Here is an 18,229-nt window from a genome sequence, read left to right as displayed (position 1 = left end):
ATCCAACTTCCGTTTCAAGTCGCAGTCAACTGGAACGGGCTCACGCCCGATGCATTCATGAGCCAGAGGCTGCCTCACGAGGACGAGAATTGGTTTGCGGTCTGGGAGCCCAAGCGGATACTCACCGCTTCCGATTCGCGCACCGTGGTCATCGCACACCCGGACATTCCGGTGGCGGAGACAATGGCGCTGCTGCTGCGGCTCAGAGGTTTTTCAACCATCGCCAGCGCCAGCATGGACAACCTCGAGTTGATGCTGGGGTACTGGAAACCCGGCGCGTTGATGATCGACACGCGCATGTGCCGTCATAACGATTTTGAATTCATACGGCGTTGCGTGCGTAACGGGTTCTTCGACGGCGTTCTGCTCATCGCGCTGACGAGAATCTGGCCAGAAGAAGACCCGCAGGAATTGCGGCGTATCGGTTTCGGCGGTCTTTGCCGTCGGCCTTGCCCACTCTGGAAGCTCGCCGACATGCTGCACGACCAGCTCGTCTCGAACTAGAAAAACGTCGAGAGCATCCGCAGCAACGGCTCCATCCGCGCAACTAGAGCCACGTCTCGGCACAACATCCCTATGATGTGTCACTCCATTGGCCACCTATCGTCGACCCATGCTGACTGTCCATCATCTGAACAACTCCCGCTCGCAACGTGTTTTGTGGCTGCTCGAAGAACTCGGCGTGCCTTACGAACTGAAGCGCTACGAGCGCGATCCAAAAACCATGCTGGCGCCGCCCGAGTTGCGCGCGGTGCATCCGCTCGGCAAGTCACCGGTCATTACCGATGACGGCCAGACCATCGCCGAGTCCGGCGCGATCATCGAATATCTGCTCGACAAGTACGGACAAGGCCGCTTTGCACCGGCCGTGGGCACGCCGCTGCGGCAGCGCTTCATTTACTGGTTGCATTACGCGGAAGGTTCCGCCATGCCGCCGCTGCTGCTGAAACTGGTGGCGCTGCGCATCGCCAGCGCGCCAATGCCGTTCTTTGCAAAGCCCATTGCCCGCAAGATAGCGTCGACGTTGCAATCGAGCTTCATCGATCCGCAATTGAAGTTGCATCTCGGGTACATCAATAAAGAACTGGGCGCGACTGGCTGGTTCGTCGGCAACGACTTCACCGCCGCCGACGTGCAGATGAGCTTCCCACTCGAAGCCGCGACTGCGCGTGGCGGAATGGAAGGCCAGATTCCCGCGATCGTCGGCTTCCTCGAGCGCATTCATGCACGGCCCGCGTATCAGCGTGCGCTGGAACGCGGCGGCAAATACGAAATCGTCGGAGGAGATTAAGCGCTTTAATCCGTTCGATGGCACTATGTCGGCACCCCACGGAATTTCCACGGACGTTCCACTTAACCGACACATTGATCGGGAGAATCGATGGCCGATAGACCGCCCTCCACCGCGTCCGCCGCGCGGTCGCTAGTCCTGATTGCAGTGGTCGTGGTCGCGCTGGTCGCGGCCTTTGCTTATACGGCCGGCTGGCTTTCGCCGCAGCGCATTACACCGGCCAAGGTCGTCGATGCGTTGGCGCCCCCGAGCGGCCCGGCACTCGGCTTCCGCCGTAATCACGCGAAAGGCGTCTGCTTCAGCGGCGACTTCGTCTCCAACGGCGCAGCGGCCGCACTTTCCAAAGCACCGATGCTCGCCTCCGGCACGTTCCCGGTGACCGGACGCTTCAACCTCGCCACGCCCGACCCGAATGCGCCCGACGCCACGGTTCGCGTGCGCGGCCTCAGTCTGCGCATCGGTGCGCCGGACGGCAGCGAGTGGCGCACGGCGATGATCGACGCGCCGTTCTTCGCCGTCTCCACACCGGACGCGTTCTACGGTCTGCTCAAAGCATCGGCCAACAAGAGCGACCCCGACGCAATGAAGAACTTCGCGGCGGCGCATCCGGAACTCGGCGCGTTCGGTAAGTGGGCGCACTCCGCGCCATGGACCGCATCGTTCGCAGAGGAGCGCTACAACAGTCTGAACAGCTTCATCTTCACCAACGCTGCGGGACAGGACCAGGCGGTGCGCTGGTCGTTCGTGCCGGCTGCCCAACCCGAAACCGTCACACCTGACGAGTTGAAAGCGAAGGGCGCCAATTTCCTCGACGCGGACATTACGCAGCGCGTGCATAGCGCACCGCAACGCTGGACGCTGGTGGTCATGGTCGCCAACCCCGGCGATCCGACCGCGGACCCGACCCAGGCATGGCCTGACGATCGCCGCAAGGTCGAAGCAGGCACGCTGGTGGTCAACACCATCGAACCCGAAGCCGACGGGCCCTGCCGCGATCTGAATTTCGACCCGACGGTGCTGCCGCCCGGTATGCATGTGTCCGACGACCCGTTCCCCGCCGCACGTTCGGCCGCTTACGCCGTGTCGTTCGACCGGCGTACCGCCGAGGATAAGGACTATCCGCACCATCCGGCAGGAGGAGCCACGCAATGAAACCGATCCACGATCGCTTCTCACCGCTGCAACGCGCGCTTCACTGGCTCATGGCGATTTGCATTCTGGCGATGCTCTTCATCGGCGTCGGCATGGTGTCCACCATTCACGAGAATTATCTTTCGCTGGTGTCCATCCACAAGCCATTGGGCATCGCGATACTGGTGCTCGCGTTGATCCGTCTGGTCGTGCGCTTGACGCACGGCGCGCCGCCGTTGCCGGCCGCCATGCCCGAGCCGATGAAACTCGCGGCTCATCTGTCGCATCTCGCGTTTTACATCCTGATGATCGCGCTGCCGCTAATCGGTTGGGGGATGCTCTCGGCTGCGGACTATCCGGTCATCGTCCTGGGACTGCACCTGCCCGCCATCCTGCCGCATAGCAATGGCTTGCACACGCTGCTGTGGAATGCGCACCGTATCCTTGCGCTGTGTTTCTTCGCGTTGATCGTGCTGCATCTGGCAGCGGCACTGCTGCATGCGCTGGTGCGACGCGACGGCGTGTTCCAGACGATGGCGCGCTGGCGTTGAACGACTGAATGGCGAGCGATGCGTGGCCGGTTGCCAGCCGCGGTTCGCATCGCTCGCCGGAGGTCCCTTACGGTGTCTGCGAAGCGAGTTCGCGCAGCACGGTCTCCAGTTCCACTTCCCCTTTCACGATTGCGCTTTCGTCGCCTTCGAAAGCGATCCAGCCTTCGTTGAAGCCGTCGAGCATGCGGATGCGCGGCAGCGGATGCTTCATCCCCTGATCGCGGAACAGCGCTTCCCATGTATTTCGCGGAACGACTTGCGCGGCGACTTCACGGCCGAAAACTTCTGAAAACGTGCTCGCGATGTCGAGTGGCGTAACACGTCGCGGGCCTTCCAGTTCGACGACCCGCACGCCTTGGCCGGGTTGTTCCAGCAAGAGTTGCGCGGCGACCCGGCCGACGTCCGCGGTCGCGACCATCGGCACGGGCTTGTCGAGCGGCAACAAAAAGCTGAAGAGTGTGCCGCTGTCGCGTGCCGGTGCGACGTCCCATGCGGCGTTTTCCATGAACCAGCCGGGGCGAAGAAAGGTGACGGGCATCGGCAATGCGCGCAGCGCCTCTTCCATCAACGTACGCTGCGTCAGCAGATTGTGTTCGGTGGACTGCGCGCCGATCGTCGACAGACAGACGACCTGAGCGGGCTTTGCGGCTCGTAATGCCGCGCTCACGGCGTCGATAACGCCACGCGCCTCCGGAAAGCCCGGCGACGGGTCGAACTCCGGCGGCGGCAGAATAAACACCCCTTGCACGCCTTCGAATGCAGCCGCGAGACGGGCCGCGTCTCCCATATCCGCCTCGACGATTTCACAGCCGCGCGCCGCCCAGGCCTGGGCCCGATCCGCACGACGCACGACCGCGCGAACCGGTTGGCCCGCCGCGAGCAACGCGTTGGCAACCGCGCCGCCGACCTTACCTGTGATTCCAGTGATTGCGTACATGTCTGCTACTCCTTGATGGTGTCGATGTGGCTACATTGTCGACATCACCAAGGAGAAGCAGAAGATCATCAATGTCATTTGATAAATGCCGCGAAGTAATGCATGCGTGAACCCGGACGTTTCGGCCGCTCACACCCTGCTTCACTGCAGCATCGAAAATTTTCATCCAACCCGGGAATAACTCGCGGCTTCCTCCAGTCACCCCTTCATGTCCGATGGAGGAACCGAGATGCTAGCCAGCCCGCTCATGTCGTTCGCTTTGGCGTCGTTTGCCTGCACGCTCTCGCCGGGGCCGAATGCGATGCTCGTCATCCGCAACACGGCGAGCTTCGGCGCCCGGGCAATCTTTCCCACGCTCGCGGGACAGTTGACGGCCCGGCTGTTGCTCGGGCTCGCCGTCGCGCTAGGGCTGAGTGCGCTGCTGTTGGCAAATCCGTCCATGGCCAATACGTTGAAGCTTGCCGGCGCGGCTTATCTTGGCTACATCGGCCTCAAGGCCTTATCGGCCCGCGGGACGCCGTCCGCCATCCAACCGGTTCAGGTGGCCGCGCCCAGAACAGGCACCCCGCGAGCGCTGGCAATGGAAGCAGCGCTCGTCAGCGGCCTCAATCCCAATACCTTGGCGTTTCTCGCGGCGGCTTTGCCGCAGGTGCTCACGACGGGTTTGCCGATGGCGAATCAGCTACCGGCGATCCTGTTCATCGACGAGACAGCACTGCTCGTCGTGATGTCCAGCTATTCGATGCTGACCTGCGTGGTCGCGAGCCGGCTCGCGCACGGGAAGTGGCGTCTGCAACTCAAGCGAGCGGGTGGTGCGGTCATGCTGCTGTTTGCGGCCGGAACGCTGTCGTCCATGGCATGAACGCCGTCCCGGCCTTCGACGGTGTGCAAAACAGTCAGGACGCCGCGTGCGCGCGCAGATTCGAAATAAAGCCGTTCAGTTCCTTGTCTCCCGCATCGGTAATGGCCCAGTAATTCATTCCCGCCGCGCTCCAGTGCGCGAGGTGGTAGCCCTGTCGCGTGTCGATATGGGGCGTCGTGCCCGCGTCGTCGCCTGGCCAGACGTAGAGGTTGATCGGGTGCAGCTTGTACTTGTAGACCATCACCGCAACCGGGCGCCCATTCAGATAATCCAGCCGCCCGCCGACCAGCGGATAGCCCTGCTGCGCCAGATCGATCACTGGCGGCGCAAAGTCGATCTTGCCGTCGAACCAGGGCTTGACCGTGTGACGATCGGTTGAAATCACATCCGAAAGATGGTCGAACTGCAACGAGCGGATATGGTTGCTCACGAGTTCCTGACTCAACCGCGTCTCGCTCGACGGCACCGAGAAGTACAGGCCCGCGCTCAACGTCAACGCCGCCAGGCTCACCGCCATTGCGCCGGGCGGAACCCAGTTCAACGAGCCCTTGCTGCTGCGCCAGTCGAGCGACTCGCGCAGCCGTTGCCCGAACGACGGCCGCAACGGCAACGCGGCCCGGATGCGCTGCTCGAGTTCGGCCGGAGCGTCGACGCGCAGGTTCGCTTCCCTGATCTGCGCGCTCACCTGACGTTGCTGCGCATAGACTCGCCGACATTCTTCGCAGCCCGCGAGATGGCGTTCGAACTCGAGTGCCTCGGAGAGGCTCAGTTCCTGGTCGAGATAGCCAGGCAACAACGCGGAAATCTGTTCGTGATCCATCATGCCTCCTCATCCGTCGGGGCCAGCAGCGCCGCGAGTTGCTGGCGCCCCCGTCCAAGGCGTGACATCACCGTGCCCATCGGAATGCCGACGATGGTGGCGATTTCCTTGTACGACAATTCTTCCAACTCCCGCAGCACGACCACCTCCCGGTATTCCAGACGCAGACCCTGCAACGCCTTGCGCACCCGCTTCTGGCTCTGGCTGCGGATGAGCAGCGCTTCGGGACTGCCGTCGTGGCCTTCGCTACCCGTCTCGAGGCCCGGCATGTCTTCCTCGAACTCCAGCGTATCCGACGCCGGTCCCCGGTTCTGCTGATACCAGGTGTAGAACGTGTTGCGCACGATGCTGAGCAACCAGGCGCGCGCGTCATCGCCGCGAAATCCGCCGAAAAAACGGAACGCGCGCAAATAGGCCTCCTGCACCACGTCCTGGGCATCCTGATCGTTATGCGTCAGCCATCGTGCAACATTGAAGGCCGAATTCATATGAGGTAACACGAGCTTCTCGAAGCGCTGCGTGCTGACTGGACCGGCCATGTGAGATTCCTGCGGTAGTCGCTATGCGTTACCGCAATACTACTGGTTGCTCGCAAGAGATAAGGCAATTACCGCAACGTCCTACTGGACGGTAATGGTCTCCTTCATGGCCGGATGAATGCCGCAGAAGACCTTGTAGACGCCGGGCTTGTCGAACCGGAACTGATACGTGTCGTCCTGATCGAGCGCCGCGGAGCGGAACACGCCGGCGTCGTTCACCACCGTATGCGGCTCGCCATCCAGATTTTTCCAGGTCACGGTGGTGCCCGCCTTGATGGTGATCGACATCGGCGAGAACATGAAGTCCTTGATGACGACGGTATTCGATTCGTCCGCGCGCAGCACGGAAAAATGGCTGGACGCCGCGATGACTATCCCGACTCCAACGGAAGCGGCGACTCTGCCGCGAAGCGTGGTGGTGAGCATGAGTGGACCCTCCATGGTCGGCCGCGTGCGGACGATTCAGACGAGCGTCGTGTCGGCAAGCGACGCCTTGAGCGGATGCCGGGCAATCGTAATGCGGGTCACGCCGAGCATTGCGGGAAGCCGGTCGCTGGCCACCTTCAACGGCCCCGGTCCAGGCCCGTCGCCGGGCGTGGGTTGCGGATACGCGGTCGAGCGTGCCGTATGGAAGGTGATGTTGCCCTCCACCTTCGACATGATCTGATGGATATGACCGTTCAGCACCGTGACGGAGCCGAAGCGTTTCAGATAGCTCATGGCCTCGCCTGCGTCGCCGGTGCCCCATCCCCACGGTTCGTAAATCGTCCACATCGGCATGTGCGTGAAGACGACGATCGGCGTGCTGGACGAGCGGCCTTTCAGATCGTCGTCGAGCCACGCGAGTTGCTCATCGCCGAGACTGCCCAAGCCGTTCTGCCTGAAATGCATCACATTGACGAGACCGACGAAGTGCACACCCTGATGGTCGAAGCTGTAATAGCCCTTGTTGCCGGAGGCTTGACCGAAGCGGTTGAAGTACTCCGTCCCGGCACCGTCGGTCACATCGTGCTCGCCCGGAACGGTGTGCAGTTCGGTGATGTTCAACCCCGACATCAATTGAGCCGCGAGGTCGAATTCCGCGGGTTTGGAGAGGTGCGTAATATCGCCGGTGTGTATCGTGAGAGCCGGCTTGACCGGCATCGCGTTGACGAAGTCGATCGTCTGTTTGAGCGTGCCGGCAACATCCGGATTGGCTTCCTTGTTGAAGCCGATGTGCGAGTCGCTGATCTGCAGGAACAGTGGAATGCCCGAGGCAGCCGGGGAATCGTCGGCCGTCGTCGCCGCGAGCGCGAGTTCTACCGGGCTGAGGACGCCGCCGGCCAGTACGAATACCGTGCCGACGCCGCCGAACGCGAGACACTTCAACGCGTCGCGGCGCGACGGTTGGGAAGGACGATCCGATGGCATAGTGCCCCCACGCTCGGTGTCGGCAAGTTGACCGCCGGACGATCCGGCAAGCTTCCCGATTGATTGGCTTCAATGGGTAGACTGCCGGGGCGTGGGGTTTATTCCCGGTGGGTTTATTCCTTTGGGTTTATTCCTTTGGGTTTATTCCTTTATCCACCCGCCTTCGTCACGCGCCAGACCGTGTTGCCGACATCGTCGGCAATCACGAGCCCGCCGTCGCGATCCTGCGCGAGTCCGACGGGCGCGCCATACGATTGCTTATCGTCATCGGAAACGAAGCCGCTGATCACCGGTGTCGGCGCACCGACCGGTTTGCCATTTTGAAATGCAACGTACACCACCTCGTAGCCGCTCAATGGCGAGCGGTCCCAACTGCCATGCTCGCCGATGAAAGCGCCGCTGCGATATTGCGCGGGCAGGTTCTTGCCGCTATAAAAAAGCAGGCCCAGCGGCGCGACGTGAGAGCCGATCGAGTAGTCCGGCCGGATCGCCTTGGCCACCATGTCGGGGCGCTGCGGTTGCGCGCGCGGATCGACGTGCTGGCCCCAGTAACTGTAGGGCCAGCCATAGAACGCGCCTTCCTGGACCGAGGTCAGGTAGTCGGGCACGAGATCCGCGCCGATCTCGTCGCGCTCGTTGGCGACCGCCCATAAGCGACCGGTCTGCGGTTCCCATTGCAGTCCCGTCGGATTGCGAATCCCGGCCGCGTAGATATGGGTGCCGCCCGTGGCGATGTCCACCTCGAGTACGTTCGCGCGCCGGTATTCGACGTCGAGACCGTTTTCGCCGGCGTTGCTATTCGAGCCGACGCCGACATACAGTTTCTTGCCGTCGGGACTCGCGAGCAGTGCCTTGGTCCAGTGATGGTTGATCCTGTCGGGCAGATCGGTGAGTTCGACGCCCGGCGCCGAAATACTGGTGTCGCCGGTTCGATACTTGAAGCTCAGTATCGCGTCCGTGTCCGCGACGTAGAGCGTGTCGCCAATCAGCTGCATACCGAACGGCGAGTGCAGATGATCGATGAAAACGGATTTGTCCCACTGTCCGCTTCCGTCCGGCCGCTTGCGCAGCAAGGTGATGCGGTTGGCGCCTTTCGCCTTTTTGCCCGAGCGGGCCGTGATCATGCCCGCGATCAACTGCTTCGGCGTGGTCAGGGGTTCGGCGTCCGGACTGTTCGACTCCGCGACAAGAATATCGCCGTTCGGCAGCGCATACACCTGGCGCGGATGCTGAAGCCCGGAGGCAATCGCCTCGATCTGCAGACCGTCCGCTACCTTGGGTTTGCTGCCGGCCTGCCAGCCGACGTATTTGGGCACCTGCATCGGCGGCGTCAGGAAGTTGTGCGCGCCCGGTAGCGGCGGCTCGGCGCCGGCCTGCTTCGACGGATCGTACGTGGCCTGTTCGTTGCAACCGCTCACGAGAACGGCGACGGCGATAGCGCAGGCGCTGGACAGGAGGGTTCTATTCATGAGCCGTGCCCCTGGAATGGAAGCCGCTGAAGCCGAGAGCGAAGTGCGCGATGCTCAACAGCACCACGGTCATCGCCGACAGAATGACGTTCTCCGGAACCATCGCGTAAGCGTCGCGACTATGCACGAAAGCATTCAGGATGGCCGCGGCGATGCCGAACAGATTCAGCCAGAAGTCGCCCCGCTCGATGCCGGTAACCACGCGGCGCGCGGTGATCCAGACGTGAACCAGATTGATGAGCCGCGGAATGATGGCGAAGAAAAGCGCTATCGTGACGAGCCAGGCGGCGCCTTTGCCCCAGAAGACATTTCGACTGACCGCATAGGCGATGTCGAATATGAGTGTGCCGACAAAGAGTCCGAAAGGAATCGGATTGAGCAGATCGAAAATCGCGGTCGCGAATCTCGATCGTTCGTTGGGGGCGGATGGAACCATGGTTGATCCTTCTTTCGTGTGGGGGCGCTTCTGCTCCTATTGCTGCTTCTCATCTGTTAGCAGGTGGCATACCTGCCTCACCAAACGTCACGTCATGCTGCGGAACACAACTTGCGAGTTGACGGACATCCCTCACAGGAAATACGCATGAACCCGATGACCCTGACCGTAGGCTGGCAAGACGTGGTGCTCCGACTGGCCGTTGCGTTGGCAGCGGGCGTGGTGATCGGCCTGAACCGTGGCGAGTCCGGCAAGGCCGCGGGCTTGCGCACGACGCTGCTCGTTTGCCTCGCCGCATGCATCGCGATGCTTCAGGTCAACGTGCTGCTGCCGCAGGCTGGTAAACCCGATGGCTCGTTCGTCGAACTCGACCTGATGCGTTTGCCGCTCGGCATTCTGTCCGGCGTCGGCTTCATCGGTGCCGGCGCGATCATGCGGCGCGATGGCCTCGTGACAGGCGTCACGACGGCCGCTACGCTTTGGTTCGTGACGGTAATCGGTCTGTGTGCGGGTGGTGGGCAGATCGCTCTGGCGATGACGGCGCTATTGCTCGGCATTCTCGTTTTGCTCGTTCTCGGCCTGCTCGAAAGGCGGTTGCCCAGGCACCGGCAAGCGTCGCTGACGATCGAGTACGACCGATCGACCGACACGAGAACCCGCTTGATCGAGCAGTTGAACGCGCACGCCTGCGACGCGAAATCGCAAGGTGTTCGGCTGGTGCCGGCAACCACGCGGGTGGAAGAACGTTTTGAGATTAAATGGCGAGCCCCACTCGCAAGCAATGCGGTGGAGCAGCTTCTGAGCGGAATCGTCGAGCGTCATGACCACGCCGCCGCGTGGTCGACCGCCGACTGAAGCTTATTTCCTGCGACGCTGGTTCATCAGCTTGACGATGTCGGTCGTCGGGCCGCTGGTCATGAGACGCGGGATGTCGTCGAAGTGGACCCAGCGACACCTTGCGATCTCGTTGCTTGGACGCGCTTTGGCGCGCGTCGGAATCTCGCAGGTGAACACGTGGTGATGCTTCTGCTTGCCGCGCAGGTCGAACAGATACTTGGCGGCCTTCCCCGACAGATGCGTTTCTTCCTTGAGTTCGCGCAGCGCCGCGTCCGCCAGATGTTCTCCGCGTTTGAGTATGCCGCCGGGCAACGCCCATTTCGACTGGCTGCGTGCGACCAGGAGGATCCGCTTGCCTCGGCGACAGATCACGGTGGCGCGCTTTTTCAAACCGGGACCCCCTTATCAGTTTCAGGTATTCGCGAGATGCGTTCGGTGCGCCAGTATGACGGACAGTAATCGATTTATCCAGGGATCCAAATATCCGCTTTCTGAAACGGACGTGAATGGTCAATCCCGCAAGGTCCGTTCGAATAAGGCCAATGCCGCCTGCCAGCCGCGTTCGGCGGCCGTCAGGTCGTAAGTCGGGAAATCAGGCACCATCCAGCCATGCAACGCGTCGTGATAAACCTCCGCGCGGTACTGCACGCCCGCCTTCTCCAGTGAATCTTCGAGACGCGCAGCCATTGCCGGCGGGTAGGTTTCGTCGTTGTCGGCACTCGCGATATACACCTGCGCAGCGAGACCGGGCACGAGCCGGTGTGGGCTGGTCGGCGCATCGGTCGCGAGATTGCCGCCATGAAAACTCGCCACGGCGGCGAAACGTTCGGAGTGGGTAGCCGCCGAACCGATAGCGAAGCCGCCTCCCATGCAAAAGCCAATGGCGCCGGTTTTGATGCTCAGAATATCGTCGCGTGTCGAGAGATAGGCGAGGAAAGCGTCGGTGTCCGCAGACGCCTTGTCGACTCCCGTCGTCGCCATTAGCGGGCCGAGAATGGCGCCGACGTCACCCGCGAAGACTTCTCGCGGAACCAGCGGCCCATATGAGCCGAAGCGGTAAAACAGGTCGGGGAGCAACACGACGTAGCCGGCGTCGGCCAGTCCTCCGGCCATCTCCAGCATCGCCGGCCGGATGCCGCCCGCGTCGCCGTAAAAGATTATCGCCGGCCAGCGACCCCGGCCTTCGGGAGACATGACGTAGGCCGGGCATTCGCCGTCGGCGGTTCGAAGGGTCAACTGTTCGGTATGCATGGGAGATCCATTGGACGGGCATGCCGGCTAAGGTAACCGATTGCGAGCCGGGCCGCTTTTCTTTCCAAACCCTTATTGCAGCGAATGCGCGATCGCCGGCCGAGTCCGGCGTGGACGGTCGTGATAGCATCCTCGCGTGATTTGCGTCGACATCACGCTGCCCTTATAAAAACGATGTCACCAGCACAGCGAGTAGCGATTTCAGACCAGGGGGAACTCCATGCGCAAGTCGCAATGGCTGACCGGCGTATTGCTCATTGCAACGTCCGCACAGTGTTTCGCTGCAACTCAAACATCGATCGTCGAACAATTCCAGTCGCAAAGACAGGCGTTTGCCCAGAACAGCGGCATTGACTTGCGCGTGTTATCGCAAGACATCCAGTCGACCGTTCGCGATTCATATGCCATGGATCAGGCAGGCAACGACCAGGAAGCGATTGCCCGGTTACAGACGCTAGAGAAATATGCTCCGCTGGAACAATTTCCCAGCCTGGATGTGCAGTTGCTCTGCGAACGCATCTATACGAAGCTATCACGACCCGCGGACGCCGCCGGCTGTCACGACCGCGCGGGCGCGATGGCGGAACTTCTTCAACGTGAAACAGGAAGTGGTGCGACGCCCGACGATCCGGTACGCGTGATCACCATCGACGAAATCGGCGAGTGGACGCGTTCCCGAGGGGCGAAGATCGACCACGTTAGCCCCTATGTTTATCGCGAACAGAACCTTCAGGCCGTCACCTATTCCAGCGCGGCGTCGGCTGGCGCGTCGGCCGTCGCCTACTTCCGGTTCACGCCACGACTGCAGGAGGTATTCAACCATCTGACAGACGATGTCTTCGCGCCGGTTACCGTCTCCGCCAGCAACGGGACCTATCAGGCTGCGATCACACAGGCTCATGAACAACGCGTTAGATTCCTGAATGACACCGGCTTCAACTATCTGGCTTTGATCCAGCTATGCACTATCTCGACGCGTGAAGCTTTGAAACTCGCCCAGCAAGGCGACTTCAGCGCGGCGCTCGCGAAGCTTGGCGAAGTGGGACGCGTACGCCCGATAGAGGACATTCCGATATTCGACTTCATCTCGGCATATAGCTTTCTGTTAGGCAAAGTGGGCAAGACCGACGAACACAACAAAGCCCGGCTATACCTGTTCGGAATCACTCAGGATATCGCTCGCAGCGGGAATGGCTTGACGCCGGAGTCAGCAGTGCATGTGGTCGCGATATCGGAAGAATACGCGTGGGTCCATGCGAAGAAAATGCGGGTGACGCGGCAAAGCCTGATCCAGAAAGACGACCGTCGATATGATCTGCTCGAGGCGGAAGGTACCGACAACAGCAAACAAACCTACTACTTCGAAGTCAGCCAATTGTTTGCAAGAGAGAGCGCTATGTCCCAATAGCGGGTCATTGCGCCCGTCATGAAAGTTCGAGCCGGTAAATCCGGACGGCGAACAGGCAGCTAGCCACCTGTCCGCCGTCTCCGGGTTCCGCCAAGTCAACGCATCCCCCGCGCTTACACCCCCGCCGACGGAATCGACAGGCTCGGGCAATAATGCGTCGCCGCTACGCCTTGTGGCTGCGTCGAACGAACGCCCGAGCCATTCGAAGTCGGCGGATCGATAAACACCTGGGCATTGTTCGCACCGGCATTCGCGGTGAAGACCATTGTCACCTTCCACCAGTTGCCGACCTTGACCGCGGTCAGCGACGTCGCCTTACCCGAGCCCCACGTACCCTGCACGATCGCGCCCGTGTTCGTGTTCAGCACCCACGGGAATTCCGCGCCGCCCGAACCGTCGGTCTGAACCGAGCCGCCCGGGAACACCGTTGCGTTGGTCGTCGCCAGCACATAGTCGGTGAAGGTGTAGGTCTGACCGCCCTGCACGCGAATCGACTCGTTGATGTTGGAGATCGAGTTGCCGTTCGCATTAGTCAACGTCGCCGCGTACGTGCTGGTACCCGAAATGTCCGTCGCCGGCGAAGCCGTCGCGCCGTTGGCCTGCGTCCAGGCATTCGACGATGCGAGACTCAACGGCGAGTTGATCAGGTTGTTCGCCGAGCAGGCGGTAGCAGTCGTGTCGGCCGGCGGACCATAGAAGCTCGCAATGCTCGCCTGAATGGCGTCGTCCGTTGCGTTCGCCGTTGACTTCGCGATGATCGCGCCTTCGTAGAACTGGATCGGCGCCGCGCTGCCGTCGCCACCTTCGCCGAGCGACAAGCCGCCTTGCCACTGTCCATTGAAAGCGTGGCCGGCATCGACGAAGAAGTTGAGCGCTTCGGGCGGCGCCTGGTCGTAGACCGGCGTCAGCACACTCTGCGATGCATCCCCGCTCTTCACCGCGAACAGGTTCGATTGACCCACCGGCGAGTATTTGGACAACACCGTGACGAAATTCGCGTTAGCGGGCTGCTGCGGACCGTACAGATAGACACCGGCTTCGGCATCCACACCCGGCCAGTTCACGCCTTTGCAAGTCCCCGAACTGGTCGGCGCCACACCGGTGAAGCCGTCGCAGTAACCGAACACCGCGGCGTTACCGCTGGAAAACGCAAGGCCGAACATCTCGCCTTCGATTTCGCCCTTGGCATACGTGCTCGGGTCGGCGCTGTCTTCCATGTTGCCGTAGGTGCCGCAGCAGCTAGACACCGGACCGTATTGCGCGCCCGCCACCATGTATTCAGCGATCTCGGAGTCGCCGATCGACTGGTTCACCGTGCCGATGCGATTGCGATACGCCTGTCCGCCCACCGTACCCAATGCCGGAATCAGCACGCCTTGCGAGAGCGTGCTGAAACTCAGCGCCGCCTGGCCGCCGGACAGCGCGGGCAAGTCGTTGCCGATGGTCAGCGCGAGCGTCGGCGAGGTCGTCGTGAGCGTCGGTGCGGTGTGCACCTGAACGGTGAGCGAGCCGCTCGTCCCCGGCAGCGTGATCGTGGCAAAGCCGTTGAGGACCGGGACCGTGGTCGTCGATTGCGAACCGGCCGCACCCGTCGTCACGATCAGCGATCTGGTGCCGTCCGTGTTGAGTTGCAGCGTGGCCGGCACGTTACCGAACGCGCCACCCTTCAACGGCGCAACCAGGTCGATCTGGTCGTAAATGGTCGAGACCGTGCAGGTGGTGTTGCTACAGAACGTGTTGGCGCTATTCACGTTCGCCGAGCCCAGCAGTTTCGAATCGGCGCCGCTCGGCAGTGTGGACGCCACGTACGGGTAAATGTCCTGCGTGGCTTTGTCCGAAGCCCGTTGAACCTGGAACAGCGGACCGGTGTAGTTCGCCGTGAGCAGTCGTGTCACGCTGTGCGCGGCCACGCAGGCCGTGCCCGCGGTCGCGGCGGCATCGCAAGGAAGCGGCGGAGGCGGCGTGGTCGACCCGGTGGTCGTGCCGCCGCCCGGGTTGCCGGGGTCCGAGGTCGTAGTGCCGCTCGCGGGCGAGGTGGAGCCCGTTGTCGCCGGCGCCGAGGCTCCGCTACTGCTGCTGGGATTTGGATTCGGGGAATTGTTGTCGCCGCTACACGCGGCAATCAGGACAGGCACGATCAGTATTGCGGAAAGCAATCCGGCTCTTCTGAACATCACTATCTCCTCCATTTTTATCGGTCGTCGTGAGTGACGCGCGATGCTTGTTAGGAACGCAAAATACCGTGAAGAAATCGCCAGGCGACAGGTTGCCCGGGCGTGTCGCTCAAGGAAGCGCGACGCCGTTTAGGGAATCAGGAGGGGAGAGTCAGCAAGCACCGGTTGGCCGCGGATCGTGTCTGCGGTAGCGCTCGATTCAGGCGGCCGGGCGCGATGACCCAGCGCAACCAGGAGCGGTCGCTCTGCGCGGCTTGCAATTGTCGTCTCCGTTCGTTGTCGTGCAACAGGCCATCGAGCGCTTAGGCCGGTTGGTAATATTATTAATCGATAATATCGATTTATTTGTTAGGGAAATACCCTTACGGGTTGGTCTTGCTGGCGACGGCCCGCCAAATAGGCATCGAATAGACTGGGAATGGGCGGACGGGACGTCGCGGTGGCGAATAGACGAGAGCCAGGCGCCGGAATCGGCCCAGATATTATGCATAATATTTTTATATTTATTATTCAACTGCGTTGGGCCGAGAGCCCTTGGGCGAATCTTAGCCTCCGGCCCGCTTTGCGCTATGACCGTGTTTCTTCAACGCTTCGATAATCCGTTCGCAGTGATCGCCCTGTACTTCGATCACGCCGTCCTTCACGGTTCCGCCGGATCCGCAAGCCGTGCGCAACTGCTTGCCTAATGCAGCCAGCGCAAGCCCGTCGAGCGCGAGTCCTTTGACGACCGTGACGCTCTTGCCGCCACGGCCTTTGGTCTCGCGACTCACTCGAACCACGCCATCGCCCAACGGTCGTTTCGCCGCCGCGCTCCTGCATACGCAGTCGGCAAGGGCGTGCCGGCAGTTGGGACACATACGGCCCGTCTCGCTGGAATAGACGAGACCGCTTTTCGAATTGCTCTTGATCATAGAGAACACACCTGGAAATGCCGGGCTGAAAATCGCGCCGAGTTTAGCAGGTGCGTTCGGGCACTAACCCGACACGCTTTCCAGCGTGCTGCCGCGAGTCTCGATACCGAACCGCATCACCACGAGCGCTGCGACGAGAAAACACAGCGCACCGAAGACGAACACGCCGTCGTTCTTCCATAGCGGAATGATCAGGCCGACCACCGTCGGTCCGATCAGCGCACCGATGCGCCCGAGAAACGAGGCGAACCCGCACCCCGACGCTCTCGCTCGCGACGGGTACAACTCCGGCGTGTACGTGTAGAGGACGGCCCACATGCCGAAGGTGAAGAATTGCATGAGCGCGCCGGTTGCGATCAACGCAGCGGGGCTCGGGTTCAGATGTGAAATCCGGCCGAAGACAAAGATCATGACCGCGCCGCCCACCAGCGTGATGACGCAAGTCGGCTTGCGTCCCCATCGCTCGACCGCCCATGCCGCCCATAGAAAGCCCGGCACGCCGCCCAGCGAAATATAGACGGTAAACAGAACCGACCTGGTCACGGCAAGCCCGGATTGCTGGAGCAGCGCGCCAAGCCAGGTGTTCAAACCGTAGAAGCCCAGCAGCGAAAAAAACCAGAGCGAGCCGACTGTCAGCGTTCTGCTTCGATAGGTCTTCGACCACAGTACCTTGAGCCCCTGCTCGTCGCGCAACTCGATCGCGGTAGCACTGGCGGGCGGCAATGCGGACAACCGCAGACGCGTCATCACTGTTCGCTCGATACGCGCGACGATCTTCTCCGCTTCCTGGTGACGGCCTCGCGATTCGAGCCAGCGCGGCGATTCGGGAACGTAGCGGCGCACCGCGAACAGAAACACCGCCGGTAGCGCTTCGATCAGAAACAGCGTTCTCCAGCCGTGGGCGCTCAGCACGTAATAAGAAAGCAGTCCCGCGCAGATAAAGGCCAATGGCCAGTTGCCGTCCATCATGGCGAGATATCGTCCGCGGGATCTGGCGGGAATGAATTCCGACAGCATGGTCTGCGCGAGCGGTAGTTCCATTCCCATCCCCACGCCGAGTATCAGCCGGAACAACCCTAGCGAGGTGGCGTCCCCGGCAGTCGAGCACAGATAACTGCCGATGCCCCACACCACCATGCTGATCTGGAACACGGGCTTGCGGCCAAAGCGGTCGGCCGCGGCGCCGGAACACAATGCGCCTAGCGCCATGCCCGCGAAGCTCGCGCTACCCAGCATGCCCGCCTGTGCGCTGCTCAAGCCGAACTCGCTTTTGATGGAACCGAGAACGAAGGTCATCGTGGCGAGATCGATGTTGTCGAAAAAAAATGCCAGCGCTATGACCACGAACAGCATGCGATGATAGCCGCACACCGGCAGCCGCTCCAGACGACCCGCCACGTTGCCGCCCACCACTTCCACCCCTGTCATCTTCATACGTCTCTCCCGTTCTCATGAGTCGATTCGACATGTCACGGCACCGCATGGGGCGGTGCCGCTCGATTACTATCGAACTCCAAAAGAACGGTGGCTCACGTGAAAATGCCGTCGGGTATCGCGTCTACGCCAAGTTGAAAAACGAGTCTGGTTTTACTTGAAGCGGTTCTTGTCGAAGGCGTCCTCGGGTAAGCCGGACAACGTCGCGCCGGCGGCGAACGGATAGCGGATATACGGAGCCTGCGGCTGACCCGGCGGCGAATACTGCCCGTCCGCGAGAATGCGCTTCTTCGCCGTCATCTCGTCGATCACGCAACGCATGGCGATGATCTGACTGGCCGCGCCATCCTCGATCGGCGTGTAGTCTTTCTCGGGCCGGAACTTGTCGAGCGCCTGATTCTGATGCGCGATCACCTCCCCGGTGACCTGCGTAATTTGCGCGCGGCAGCGAGCAATCACGCTGTAATACTCTAGGCTCGTGTTCTGCCCTTTAGGCGCCTTCAACAACGCCACCGGCCGATCGATCTCGATGGTCAGATGCTGATTCGCCCGGATGGCCGCCGCGAATTTGCCGAACCGCGAACAGTGGATCAGAAACGCGGCGCCCACGAAGGTGAAGCTTTGCGCGGTGATATAAGGATACGGTTCATCGTGAACCGCCACGCGGCAAATCAGTTCGTTTTTCAGGAAGTTCTCGATGGCGGGCCAATCGGTCCATGCGAGGTCCGTGCGACGCATCTCGTCGCGCAAATAGGTGGGAGTCATGTC

General features: G+C 61.6%; 21 protein-coding genes. 8 read left to right on the top strand and 13 right to left on the bottom strand.

Features of this window, described 5'->3' with window-relative positions:
* Positions 1 to 57: 57 nt before the first annotated feature.
* The 4 genes from FQ746_RS06845 to FQ746_RS06830 all read left to right on the top strand — a co-directional run bounded on the left by FQ746_RS06845 (position 58) and on the right by FQ746_RS06830 (position 2,973).
* Positions 58 to 504 (top strand): response regulator, encoded by a 447-nt coding sequence (locus FQ746_RS06845; protein ID WP_144108183.1) that lies wholly within the window; start codon positions 58 to 60, stop codon positions 502 to 504.
* Positions 505 to 613: 109 nt separating this feature from the next.
* Entirely contained in the window at positions 614 to 1,291 is a 678-nt protein-coding gene (locus FQ746_RS06840; RefSeq protein WP_144108182.1) for a glutathione S-transferase family protein, read from the top strand.
* 90 nt (positions 1,292 to 1,381) lie between these two features.
* Positions 1,382 to 2,443 carry a catalase family peroxidase gene (locus FQ746_RS06835; protein ID WP_144108181.1) on the top strand — a complete coding sequence of 354 codons (1,062 nt, stop codon included), beginning with the start codon at positions 1,382 to 1,384 and terminating at the stop codon, positions 2,441 to 2,443.
* Positions 2,440 to 2,973: a cytochrome b gene (locus FQ746_RS06830; RefSeq protein ID WP_144108180.1), complete on the top strand. Its 534-nt coding sequence runs from the start codon at positions 2,440 to 2,442 to the stop codon at positions 2,971 to 2,973. Before FQ746_RS06835 ends, FQ746_RS06830 begins: the two co-directional genes overlap by 4 nt.
* Positions 2,974 to 3,040: 67 nt before the next feature.
* Here the strand turns inward: FQ746_RS06830 and FQ746_RS06825 are convergent, their stop codons facing one another.
* Complete coding sequence (locus tag FQ746_RS06825; protein ID WP_144108179.1) at positions 3,041 to 3,910, bottom strand: NmrA family NAD(P)-binding protein; 870 nt, start codon at positions 3,908 to 3,910, stop codon at positions 3,041 to 3,043.
* Positions 3,911 to 4,139: 229 nt separating this feature from the next.
* Between FQ746_RS06825 and FQ746_RS06820 the strand changes: the two genes are divergently transcribed.
* A complete protein-coding gene (locus FQ746_RS06820; protein ID WP_186310660.1) occupies positions 4,140 to 4,772 on the top strand; it encodes a LysE family translocator in 633 nt (210 codons plus the stop codon).
* A gap of 34 nt (positions 4,773 to 4,806) precedes the next feature.
* Here the strand turns inward: FQ746_RS06820 and FQ746_RS06815 are convergent, their stop codons facing one another.
* From FQ746_RS06815 to FQ746_RS06790, 6 genes are all read right to left on the bottom strand, one after another.
* Positions 4,807 to 5,595 (bottom strand): anti-sigma factor family protein, encoded by a 789-nt coding sequence (locus FQ746_RS06815; RefSeq protein WP_260853920.1) that lies wholly within the window; start codon positions 5,593 to 5,595, stop codon positions 4,807 to 4,809.
* Positions 5,592 to 6,131, bottom strand: a complete 540-nt coding sequence (locus FQ746_RS06810; RefSeq protein ID WP_144108177.1) for a sigma-70 family RNA polymerase sigma factor — start codon at positions 6,129 to 6,131, stop codon at positions 5,592 to 5,594. The genes FQ746_RS06815 and FQ746_RS06810 overlap by 4 nt, the downstream gene beginning before the upstream one ends.
* Before the next feature lie 81 nt (positions 6,132 to 6,212).
* Positions 6,213 to 6,557 (bottom strand): cupredoxin domain-containing protein, encoded by a 345-nt coding sequence (locus FQ746_RS06805; RefSeq protein WP_144108176.1) that lies wholly within the window; start codon positions 6,555 to 6,557, stop codon positions 6,213 to 6,215.
* Positions 6,558 to 6,593: 36 nt separating this feature from the next.
* Entirely contained in the window at positions 6,594 to 7,541 is a 948-nt protein-coding gene (locus tag FQ746_RS06800) for a metallophosphoesterase family protein (protein ID WP_144108175.1), read from the bottom strand.
* Positions 7,542 to 7,690: 149 nt separating this feature from the next.
* Positions 7,691 to 9,010 carry a PQQ-dependent sugar dehydrogenase gene (locus FQ746_RS06795; protein ID WP_144108174.1) on the bottom strand — a complete coding sequence of 440 codons (1,320 nt, stop codon included), beginning with the start codon at positions 9,008 to 9,010 and terminating at the stop codon, positions 7,691 to 7,693.
* A complete protein-coding gene (locus tag FQ746_RS06790) occupies positions 9,003 to 9,446 on the bottom strand; it encodes a DUF2231 domain-containing protein (protein WP_144108173.1) in 444 nt (147 codons plus the stop codon). Before FQ746_RS06790 ends, FQ746_RS06795 begins: the two co-directional genes overlap by 8 nt.
* A 147-nt stretch (positions 9,447 to 9,593) precedes the next feature.
* Between FQ746_RS06790 and FQ746_RS06785 the strand changes: the two genes are divergently transcribed.
* The gene (locus tag FQ746_RS06785; protein WP_144108172.1) at positions 9,594 to 10,301 is read left to right on the top strand and encodes an MgtC/SapB family protein; all 708 of its coding nucleotides are present in this window, start codon (positions 9,594 to 9,596) and stop codon (positions 10,299 to 10,301) included.
* Between the two features lie 3 nt (positions 10,302 to 10,304).
* Here the strand turns inward: FQ746_RS06785 and FQ746_RS06780 are convergent, their stop codons facing one another.
* A complete protein-coding gene (locus FQ746_RS06780) occupies positions 10,305 to 10,673 on the bottom strand; it encodes an NUDIX hydrolase (protein ID WP_144108171.1) in 369 nt (122 codons plus the stop codon).
* A 120-nt stretch (positions 10,674 to 10,793) separates the two neighbouring features.
* The gene (locus FQ746_RS06775; protein ID WP_144108170.1) at positions 10,794 to 11,534 is read right to left on the bottom strand and encodes a dienelactone hydrolase family protein; all 741 of its coding nucleotides are present in this window, start codon (positions 11,532 to 11,534) and stop codon (positions 10,794 to 10,796) included.
* Between the two features lie 220 nt (positions 11,535 to 11,754).
* Here FQ746_RS06775 and FQ746_RS06770 point away from each other — a divergent pair, with 220 nt between their 5' ends.
* Positions 11,755 to 12,942, top strand: coding sequence for a DUF4919 domain-containing protein (locus FQ746_RS06770; RefSeq protein ID WP_144108169.1), 1,188 nt, complete (start codon positions 11,755 to 11,757; stop codon positions 12,940 to 12,942).
* A 113-nt stretch (positions 12,943 to 13,055) separates the two neighbouring features.
* Here the strand turns inward: FQ746_RS06770 and FQ746_RS06765 are convergent, their stop codons facing one another.
* Positions 13,056 to 14,837 (bottom strand): arabinofuranosidase catalytic domain-containing protein, encoded by a 1,782-nt coding sequence (locus FQ746_RS06765; RefSeq protein WP_260853919.1) that lies wholly within the window; start codon positions 14,835 to 14,837, stop codon positions 13,056 to 13,058.
* Here FQ746_RS06765 and FQ746_RS35110 point away from each other — a divergent pair.
* Positions 14,821 to 15,153: a hypothetical protein gene (locus FQ746_RS35110; protein ID WP_260853918.1), complete on the top strand. Its 333-nt coding sequence runs from the start codon at positions 14,821 to 14,823 to the stop codon at positions 15,151 to 15,153. The two genes, FQ746_RS06765 and FQ746_RS35110, sit on opposite strands and share 17 nt — an antisense overlap.
* Positions 15,154 to 15,661: 508 nt before the next feature.
* Here FQ746_RS35110 and FQ746_RS06760 read toward each other — a convergent pair.
* From FQ746_RS06760 to FQ746_RS06750, 3 genes are all read right to left on the bottom strand, one after another.
* Complete coding sequence (locus FQ746_RS06760; protein ID WP_144108271.1) at positions 15,662 to 16,024, bottom strand: translation initiation factor Sui1; 363 nt, start codon at positions 16,022 to 16,024, stop codon at positions 15,662 to 15,664.
* Between the two features lie 66 nt (positions 16,025 to 16,090).
* Entirely contained in the window at positions 16,091 to 17,461 is a 1,371-nt protein-coding gene (locus tag FQ746_RS06755) for an MFS transporter (RefSeq protein WP_144108167.1), read from the bottom strand.
* Between the two features lie 153 nt (positions 17,462 to 17,614).
* Entirely contained in the window at positions 17,615 to 18,226 is a 612-nt protein-coding gene (locus FQ746_RS06750) for a pyridoxamine 5'-phosphate oxidase family protein (RefSeq protein ID WP_186310659.1), read from the bottom strand.
* Positions 18,227 to 18,229 lie beyond the last annotated feature (3 nt).

Origin of the sequence: Paraburkholderia sp. BCC1886 (assembly GCF_900996245.1) — a bacterium.
In the GTDB taxonomy this organism is placed as follows: Bacteria; Pseudomonadota; Gammaproteobacteria; order Burkholderiales; family Burkholderiaceae; genus Paraburkholderia.
Note: the sequence above shows the minus strand (reverse complement) of the source record. Positions and strands in the feature narration are given on the sequence as shown.

Coding starts and splice junctions, on each gene's coding strand:
- FQ746_RS06845 (WP_144108183.1), top strand. CDS start 58: ATGAGCCAGAGGCTGCCTCACGAGGACGAGAATTGGTTTGCGGTCTGG.
- FQ746_RS06840 (WP_144108182.1), top strand. CDS start 614: ATGCTGACTGTCCATCATCTGAACAACTCCCGCTCGCAACGTGTTTTG.
- FQ746_RS06835 (WP_144108181.1), top strand. CDS start 1,382: ATGGCCGATAGACCGCCCTCCACCGCGTCCGCCGCGCGGTCGCTAGTC.
- FQ746_RS06830 (WP_144108180.1), top strand. CDS start 2,440: ATGAAACCGATCCACGATCGCTTCTCACCGCTGCAACGCGCGCTTCAC.
- FQ746_RS06825 (WP_144108179.1), bottom strand. CDS start 3,910: ATGTACGCAATCACTGGAATCACAGGTAAGGTCGGCGGCGCGGTTGCC.
- FQ746_RS06820 (WP_186310660.1), top strand. CDS start 4,140: ATGCTAGCCAGCCCGCTCATGTCGTTCGCTTTGGCGTCGTTTGCCTGC.
- FQ746_RS06815 (WP_260853920.1), bottom strand. CDS start 5,595: ATGATGGATCACGAACAGATTTCCGCGTTGTTGCCTGGCTATCTCGAC.
- FQ746_RS06810 (WP_144108177.1), bottom strand. CDS start 6,131: ATGGCCGGTCCAGTCAGCACGCAGCGCTTCGAGAAGCTCGTGTTACCT.
- FQ746_RS06805 (WP_144108176.1), bottom strand. CDS start 6,557: ATGCTCACCACCACGCTTCGCGGCAGAGTCGCCGCTTCCGTTGGAGTC.
- FQ746_RS06800 (WP_144108175.1), bottom strand. CDS start 7,541: ATGCCATCGGATCGTCCTTCCCAACCGTCGCGCCGCGACGCGTTGAAG.
- FQ746_RS06795 (WP_144108174.1), bottom strand. CDS start 9,010: ATGAATAGAACCCTCCTGTCCAGCGCCTGCGCTATCGCCGTCGCCGTT.
- FQ746_RS06790 (WP_144108173.1), bottom strand. CDS start 9,446: ATGGTTCCATCCGCCCCCAACGAACGATCGAGATTCGCGACCGCGATT.
- FQ746_RS06785 (WP_144108172.1), top strand. CDS start 9,594: ATGAACCCGATGACCCTGACCGTAGGCTGGCAAGACGTGGTGCTCCGA.
- FQ746_RS06775 (WP_144108170.1), bottom strand. CDS start 11,534: ATGCATACCGAACAGTTGACCCTTCGAACCGCCGACGGCGAATGCCCG.
- FQ746_RS06770 (WP_144108169.1), top strand. CDS start 11,755: ATGCGCAAGTCGCAATGGCTGACCGGCGTATTGCTCATTGCAACGTCC.
- FQ746_RS06755 (WP_144108167.1), bottom strand. CDS start 17,461: ATGAAGATGACAGGGGTGGAAGTGGTGGGCGGCAACGTGGCGGGTCGT.
- FQ746_RS06750 (WP_186310659.1), bottom strand. CDS start 18,226: ATGACTCCCACCTATTTGCGCGACGAGATGCGTCGCACGGACCTCGCA.